This window comes from Stenotrophomonas sp. NPDC077659 (assembly GCF_050268705.1).
GTDB lineage: Bacteria > Pseudomonadota > Gammaproteobacteria > Xanthomonadales > Xanthomonadaceae > Stenotrophomonas.
The window spans coordinates 1-8,040 of the sequence record NZ_JBNNHG010000152.1 but is presented as its reverse complement, the minus strand read 5'-3'; the positions used below and the strand labels follow the sequence as shown (position 1 = coordinate 8,040).

Genomic DNA, 8,040 nt, shown 5'->3' with positions numbered 1-8,040 from the left:
ATGCCCAATCGGCAATTACAGTAGACCCACGCCACGCGTGGATGCCCATTCGGCAATCGCAGTAGATCCACGCCATACGTGGATGCCCAATCGGCAATTACAGTAGACCCACGCCACGCGTGGATGCCCATTCGGCAATGGCGGTAGATCCACGCCATGCATGGATGCCCATTCGGCAATGGCGGTAGATCCACGCCATGCGTGGATGCCCATTCGGCAATAGCAGTAGATCCACACCACGCGTGGATGTCCATTCAGCAATGGCAGTAGATCCACGCCACGCGTGGATGCCCATTCGGCAATGGCAGTAGATCCACGCCACGCGTGGATGCCCATTCGGCAATGGCGGTATCACCCCGCGTCCGGCACAGGATCCGGTTCGCGGGCCAGCAACGTGCCGACGAACAGTGCGGCCAGCAGCACCGTTACCCCGCCCCAGAACGCGGAATAGAACGCCAGGTGGGTGTTGAACGGAAACACGGTGGCAGCCAGCGCCAGCATCGCCGGACGCGCACGGTCGCGGGCCGCAGGCGGCGCGAACCGCCACGCACGCCACGCCTGGGCAATCGCCGCCAGCCATAGCAGCAGGCCCAGCACGCCGGTTTCGGCCAGGATCTCCAGCACGATCTGGTGTGCATGCAGGGCCGGTTCGGTGCCCCAGACCGCAGGCCCCTGCTCGTCCGCGCACTGCGGGTAGGCGTCGCGGAAGCCGCGCGCGCCGACGCCATTGATCGGGTGCTCGGCAATCATGCAGCCGGCCGCGCTCCAGATGCGTCCGCGCCCGGACAGCGCCTGGTCGACGCCCTCGCTGCCGCCTCCCCAGGCCATCGCCGTGCGCGCCACCCGCTCACGCAGTTGCGGCACGCTGGCAGTCAGCGCCGCCGCAGCCAGCAGGCCGGCCAGTGCCAGCAGGCCCAACCGCTTCCAGCCCAGCTGGCGCACGCCACTGTAGGCCGCGATCACCGCGAAGGTGATCCAGGAGGCGCGTGACCCCGCCAGCAGCAGCACCACGGCCAGTGCCGCACCGGCCAGCAGCCAGCCCGGCGTACCGAAGCGACGCGCGGCCGGCAGCAGCAGGAACGGCGAAAGGCTGGCCAGTACCTGGCCGAACTTGAGATTGCACGGCCCCAGCGGACCGCTGAGGCGGTCGGCCAGCACCATTTCCTCGGCCGGGCACAGGGGATGACCGCTGACGGCCTGCTTCAGCTGCTGCAACGACCAGAACCACGGGCTGGTGCCCGCGACCGCCTGCACCAGCGCATCCAGCGTCCACAGTGCGGTGATCAGCGCCAGGCCGCCGAAGATCAGGCGTCGCCGCTGGGGCGTGGCCACGGCAATGGCAACCAGCCACATGAAGGGCAGGTAGCGCAGGCCAGCGGCCGCCTTGGTCCATGAGGCGGACGGGTCGATCGCATCGAAGGCGGAAAAGGCCTGCGGCAGCCAGTAGCCGAGGAACAGGATCGACGTCAGTGCCCATGCGGCGGGCGTCAGCAGGTGCGGACGGCGTTGCAGGCGGCGCACGACCATGCGCACTGCGGCATAGACCGCGCCCAGGCCAAGCACAGTCTCGGCGATGCCCGGCAGCGGCCACAGGGCCACATAGGCCAGCACCCACCATGGCGCCCAGCGGCCAGCGCGGTCGTCGCCCGGCAGGGCCGTGGCGTCAGCCTGCAAGGTCGGCATAGAGACGGAGGGTGTCACGCTGCATGGCCTGCAGGGTAAACGGGATACGGGTGGGCAGCGACGGCGGCTGCGCGAGCAGGGCCAGCGCCCGTTCACCCAATGCGTGCGCATCGCCCAGCGGCACCGCACCGGAGGGCTGCAGCTGCTGCAGCAGCTCTCCAACACCGCCGTGGTCCCAACCCAGCACCGGGCGGCCCACCGACAGCGCCTCGACCACGGTTCGGCCGAACGCTTCGGGCTTGTCCGACAGCTGCAGCACCAGATCGCTGGCCGCGTACGCCTGAGCGATGCGCGCGGTTGGCGTGCTGATCTGCACGGCGTCGGTCACGCCCAAAGCAGCGGCCTGCCGGCGCAGGTCGGCCACGTAGGCTTCGCGACCGGGTTCATCGGTGCCCAGCATCCACAGCCGCGCCGGCACACCGGCGGCGCGCACATCGGCCAGCAGCTGCAGCGCATGTGCGTGGCCCTTCAGGCGGGTGCCCCGCCCCGGCAACAGCAGCAGCGGGCCGTTCACCTGCGCCAGCCACGGGTAATCGGCTGCCAGCGCCAGCCGCGGCCGGCGGTCGGCACGGGCCACCCGCGGGAACTGGCCGACATCGACACCGCGCGGGATGACCTGCAGGCGCTGTTCCGGCACGGTCGGGTAATGCCGGCGCACATAGTCGCGCACCGTGTTGGAGACGCAGATGACCCGCTCACCGCGGGTCATCACCGCGCTGTAGCGGCTGGGCGAATTCAGCCCGTGCACGGTGGTCACCCAGTGCGGGCGCTGCGCGACCGGCAGTGCGCGGATGGCATACAGGCCCAGCCACGCCGGCAGGCGCGAGCGCGCATGCACGATGTCCGCACCGACCTCGGCGAACAGCCGCCGCAGGGTGGGCAGGTGGCGCAGGGTCAGCAGCGATTTGCGGCCGATATCCAGGGTCAGATGCTCGGCACCGCTGTCCAGCAGCGGCGGCACCAAGCGGCCCCCGGCGGAGACCACCAGCGCGCGATGGCCGGCAGCGACCAGGGCCGCAGAGATTTCCAGGGTCGAGCGCTCGACGCCACCGGAGTGCAGCGCCGGCAGCAACTGCACCACGGTCAGTCGGCGCATCGAGGGGGCCGCTTAGTCGGCCAGCACGAAGGTCGAACCGCAGTACGGGCACTGCGCTTCACCATTGGGCTCGTCTTCGATAGGCAGGTACACGCGCGGATGCGAGTTCCACAGCGCCATTTCCGGGGTCGGGCAGCTCAGCGGCAGGTCGCTGCGGTGCACGGTGTAGCGCTTTTCGGCGTTGGCGGGCGCGGTGGCGGTATGGCTCATGGCGGGTGTCGATGAACGGATTGCGAGGCCTGCGATTCTAGCATCCGGGCCACGCCGACATTGCGCCACAACAGGTAACTGGGCGCGCCGGGGGGATTTTCCATGGCATTGAATGGCACCGCGCGGCGGGCCGTCGGCGGGAATTGCCCGGCCAATCCCGCAGGTTCGGCTGGAAACCGGGTGACCGCCGTATTTCCCGTATTTGGATCGAACTAAATGGCACTTGTCAGGTCGCTGCGGCTGTTGCAGGATCGGGCCCGGGTCGTGCAGCGACCCGTCCAATCGACCCGATCGCATGGCCCGACCCCCACCGGACCGGCATCGCCCCCTTCCCCTGCCCTCCGGGCGGCGGGTGCGACGCTGGCCGTGGTGCGTGCCGATGCGGGTTCTGCCTGCCGCCTGCCTCACCCGGGAGACCTCGCATGACCCTGTCCGATCCGCGCCGCGCCCTGCTTCCGGTCGCCCTCGCCCTGGCCTGCGCCACCCCGGCCCTGCCTGCACTGGCACAGGGCCTGCAGACCTCGTTCGAAGCGGGCGAACCGGCCCCGGCGCAGGCCGGTAGCGGCCCCCTGCAGGTGCAGATCGGCAACGGACCGGCCGCGCCGTACGCGGCCAGGCGCAACGTCGGCTACAGCGGCCTGCACGCTCTGCACTACCAGGCCGCCGGTGGCAGCGCGCGGCGCGAACTGTTCCGCACCGACCTGGCCGTCGACGCCGATACCACGCTGTCGTGGCTGGTGCTGCCGGAGATTGTCGGCAAGGACACGGTAGCCTCCACGTATGTCTCGCTGGACCTGCGCCTGGACGATGGCAGCCGCGTGTCGGCCAGCGGCGCACGCGACCAGCACGGCATCGCGTTGGGTGCGCAGGCGCAGGGCGAGTCGAAGACGCTGTACCCGCAGCAGTGGGCACGCAAGGCCGTGCGCCTGGGCGACGTGCCGGCGCTGCGCGGCCGCCGTGTGGTCGCCATCGAGCTGGAGGTTGCCAGCGCCGAGGGCGCGCCAGTGTCCGGCTGGATCGATGACGTGCGCCTGGATGCGCAGCCGCGCAACGTACCGCAGCGGGTTTCGGACTGGGTGCTGACCACCCGGGGCACCCAGGCCAACGGCACCTTCTCGCGCGGCAACAATTTCCCGGCCACCGCCGTACCGCATGGCTTCAATTTCTGGACCCCGGTGACCGATGCCGGTGCACTGAACTGGCTGTACCGGTGGAACGAGCAGAACGATGCGCAGAACCGCCCGCAGCTGCAGGCGCTGGCACTGAGCCACCAGCCCAGCCCGTGGATGGGCGACCGCCAGACCTTCCAGGTGATGCCATCGGCCAGCCGTGGCGTACCCGAGGCCGACCGCGGCAAGCGCGCGCTGTCCTTCGACCGCAGCCATGAAAGCGCGCGGCCATACCGCTATGACGTGCGCTTCGACAACGGCATCGCCGCGTCCATCGCGCCGACCGACCATGCCGCACTGTTCCACTTCGTCTTCCCCGAGGGCGGTGATGCCAACCTGCTGTTCGACAACGTCGATGCACGTGGCGGCCTGACCCTGGATGCCGCCACGCAGACCCTCAGCGGCTACACCGACACCCGCAGCGGGCTGTCCAACGGCGCGACCCGCATGTACCTGGTCGCTTGCTTCGACAAGCCGTGGCGCAGCAGCGGCCGCATCGACACCGGCCGCCCCAGCGGCTATATCAAGTTCGATGCGGGCAGCGACCGCCAGGTGACCATGCGCATCGCCACTTCGCTGATCTCGGTGGAGCAGGCACGGCACAACTTGGCGCTGGAAATCGCCGCTACCGACACGCTGGAGAGCGTAGCCGGCCGCGCGCAGGATGCGTGGGATGCGCGCCTGGCCCGCTTCGACATCGGCAATGCCAGCGACGACGCCAAGACCACGCTGTATTCCAGCCTCTACCGCCTGTACCTGTACCCCAACTCCGGCCACGAAAACGCAGGCACCGCCGCCGCACCCGAATGGCGCTATGCCAGCCAGGCCAGTGCCGATGACAACAACACCGATGGCAGCGCCACCCGCAGCTTCGCGCCCGTGCGCGATGGCCAGGTGTACGTCAACAACGGCTTCTGGGACACCTTCCGCACCACCTGGCCGGCCTACGCGCTGTTCACGCCCGACGATGCCGGCCAGATGGTGCAGGGCTTCATCGAGCAGTACCGCGCGGGCGGCTGGATCGCGCGCTGGTCCTCGCCAGGCTACGCAGACCTGATGGTCGGCACCAGTTCGGATGTGGCCTTCGCCGATGCCTGGCTGAAGGGCATCGGCGGCTTCGACCCGGCCGAAGCCTATGCCGCTGCGCTTAAGAACGCCACGGTGGTGCCGCCGGACCGCCATGTCGGCCGCAAGGGCATGGACCGCTCGACCTTCAGCGGCTACGCCAGCACCGATGTGCACGAGGGCATGTCGTGGACGATGGAAGGCGCGCTCAACGACTTCGGCATCGCCAACATGGCCGCCGCCCTGGCCAAGCGTGCGACCCGCGCGGCTGAACGCGAGCGCTACAGCACCGAGGCCGATTACTTCCGCTATCGCGCAGCGGGCTATGCGACGCTGTTCGACCCGGCTGCCGGTTTCTTCCAGGGCCGCACTGCCGATGGCCGCTGGCGCGTGGACGCCAAAGACTACGACCCGCGCGTGTGGGGCCACGACTACACCGAATCCAATGGCTGGACGTTCGCCTTCACCGCTGCCCACGATGGTGAGGGCCTGGCCGCGCTGTACGGTGGCCGTGACAAGCTGGCCGCCAAGCTCGATGCGTTCTTCTCGACACCGGAAACCGCCGACCCGGCGCTGGCCGGCTCCTACGGCGGCACCATCCATGAAATGACCGAAGCGCGCGACGTGCGCATGGGCATGTACGCGCACAGCAACCAGCCGGCACACCATATTCCATGGATGTACCTGTACGCCGGGCAGCCGTGGAAGACCCAGCAGCACGTACGCGAGATCCTGTCGCGGCTGTATGTCGGCAGCGAGATCGGCCAGGGATATCCGGGGGACGAGGACAACGGCGAGGCCTCGGCATGGTACGTACTGGCCTCGCTGGGCCTGTACCCGCTGCGCATGGGCGCACCGGAGTATGTGATCGGCTCGCCCGCCTTCGAGCATGCTCGGGTGGAACTGCAGGGCGGCGCGGTGCTGACCGTCAACGCGGCCAACAACTCGCGCGAGAACGTCTACGTGCAGTCATTGAAGATCAACGGCAAGCCGTGGACGAAGACCTGGGTGCCGCACGAGGTGATCGCCAAGGGCGCAACGCTTGACTTCGTGATGGGCCCACAGCCGTCGCGCTGGGGCAGCGGGGTGGATGACGTGCCGCATTCGCTGACCGCGCGTGGCCAACGCCCGCAGCGGCTGCACGACCTGCTGGGCAGCGGTGCGAAGGCCACGCGGGCCGATGGCCGTGACCTGGCGGCACTGGTCGATGACGATGCGGCCACGACCGTGGGCCTGGGCGGCGGCGCGACCATCGCGCTGACCGGCCTGGCCGATGGCACGGCGACGATGTACACGCTGACCAGTGGCGACGGCAGCATCCGTGGCGGTGAGTGGACGCTGGAGGCACGCAGTGGAAGCGGCAGCTGGACCGTGCTCGACCAGCGCAGCGGCGAAGACTTCGACGCTGCCCGCCAGACCCGTCCGTTCCGCATCGCAAAACCCGGTCGCTACAGCGAGTACCGCCTGCGCCTGGCGGCACCAGCGCGACTGCCACTGGCGGAGATCGAACTGCTGGCGGCCGGCACCGCACAATGAGCCGCATGCGCTACGGTCTTCCGCCTCTGGTCCTTGTTGCCCTGTCCTTCTCCAGCTTCGGCCAGACCCAGGCGTTCGATACGCAGCTGACCGGCGACGGCGTGGCGCTGAACTACCAGGGCGCGTGGCGCCCTGGCGGCGCCGCAGCGCAGGCGGGTCCGACGTCGATGATTGGGTAGAGTCGACCGTTGGTCGACTGCGCTTGATTCGGACGCCGAAAATCCCGCGCTTCGCGCGATAGTCGACTCTGCCCCGCTGCTTTCTACGCCTCAGCGCGACCGCACGAAACCGGCGTAGAGCGCGAACAGTTGCTGGAAGTAACGCCGCGTCACTCGATTGCGCATGACACCCTCGCCGATGAAAAATTGGTCGGGCCCAGGGTGGGAAGGCCGGTCCGGTCCCTTCCCACGGCCGGGCCGCGTGGGCGTATTGGGCCGTAACGGCGTTGCAGGGGGATGACCAGGCCGCGTCGCGCGTGTGGCAGCGGCAGGCCCCGCGTTGGGACCGGTAGAGTCGACTGTCAGTCGACTATCGCGCGAAGCGCGGGATTTTCGGCGTCCGAATCAAGCGCAGTCGACTAACAGTCGACTCTACCCGTTTCCGCTTCACGGAAACAGAAACGCGCCCCGTGGGGCGCGTTTCTGCAGCTGTCGCGGGAACGAAGGCTTATGCCTTCTTTTCCGCTTCCAGCTGTTTGCGGATCTGCGCATCCACCGCAGCAATGGCAGTCATGTTCAGGATCCGGCGCGAGGTCGCGCTGGTGGTCAGGATGTGCACCGGCTTGTTCACGCCCATCAGGATCGGACCGATCGCCACGCCATCGGTGAACACGCGCACCAGGTTGTAGGCGATGTTGGCCGCTTCCAGGTTCGGAAGCACGAACAGGTTGGCGCGGCCCTGCAGGGTCGAACCCGGCAGCAGCTTCTGGCGCAGGGCTTCATCCCATGCGGTGTCGCCCTGCATCTCGCCGTCCACGTTCAGGCGCGGGTTGCGCTTGAGCAGCAGCTCGCGCACCTGGCGCATCTTCAGCGCGTCCTTCGAATCGTGGCTGCCGAAGTTGGAGTGCGACAGCAGCGCCACGTTCGGCTCGATGCCGAACAGCTTCATGCGGTAGGCCGCCTGCAGGGTCGCTTCGCACAGCTGCTCGGCAGTCGGGTCTTCCTGCACGTGGGTGTCGACGAAGAAGAACACCCCCTGCTGGTTGATCACGCCGGTCATGGCCGAGGTCGCCGCCTATGGCGCGGTGATGGCCGGCATGGAATACAACATGGTGGACATCTC

Annotated in this window: 4 protein-coding genes and 2 pseudogenes; 2 read left to right on the top strand and 4 right to left on the bottom strand. The window is 68.5% G+C overall.

Going from position 1 to position 8,040, the window contains the following annotated elements; translation table 11 throughout:
• Positions 1–351: 351 nt before the first annotated feature.
• From ACQKDV_RS16515 to ACQKDV_RS16505, 3 genes are read right to left on the bottom strand one after another with little or no spacing between them, the layout of a single operon-like run.
• A complete protein-coding gene (locus ACQKDV_RS16515; protein ID WP_427785161.1) occupies positions 352–1,683 on the bottom strand; it encodes an O-antigen ligase family protein in 1,332 nt (443 codons plus the stop codon).
• Complete coding sequence (locus tag ACQKDV_RS16510; protein WP_427785160.1) at positions 1,664–2,779, bottom strand: glycosyltransferase; 1,116 nt, start codon at positions 2,777–2,779, stop codon at positions 1,664–1,666. Before ACQKDV_RS16510 ends, ACQKDV_RS16515 begins: the two co-directional genes overlap by 20 nt.
• Positions 2,780–2,791: 12 nt before the next feature.
• Positions 2,792–2,989 carry a zinc-finger domain-containing protein gene (locus ACQKDV_RS16505; RefSeq protein ID WP_079223205.1) on the bottom strand — a complete coding sequence of 66 codons (198 nt, stop codon included), beginning with the start codon at positions 2,987–2,989 and terminating at the stop codon, positions 2,792–2,794.
• Between the two features lie 422 nt (positions 2,990–3,411).
• On the opposite strand from ACQKDV_RS16505, the gene ACQKDV_RS16500 reads away from it, so the two are divergent.
• Together ACQKDV_RS16500 and ACQKDV_RS16495 are read left to right on the top strand one after the other, a co-directional pair.
• Positions 3,412–6,759 carry a GH92 family glycosyl hydrolase gene (locus ACQKDV_RS16500; RefSeq protein ID WP_427785158.1) on the top strand — a complete coding sequence of 1,116 codons (3,348 nt, stop codon included), beginning with the start codon at positions 3,412–3,414 and terminating at the stop codon, positions 6,757–6,759.
• A pseudogene (locus tag ACQKDV_RS16495) lies at positions 6,756–6,918 on the top strand (basic secretory protein-like protein); the annotation flags it as partial. The gene ACQKDV_RS16500 and the pseudogene ACQKDV_RS16495, both read left to right, overlap by 4 nt.
• 507 nt (positions 6,919–7,425) lie before the next feature.
• On the opposite strand, the pseudogene ACQKDV_RS16490 reads toward ACQKDV_RS16495, so the two are convergent.
• A pseudogene (locus tag ACQKDV_RS16490) lies at positions 7,426–7,992 on the bottom strand (phosphate acyltransferase); the annotation flags it as partial.
• Positions 7,993–8,040 lie beyond the last annotated feature (48 nt).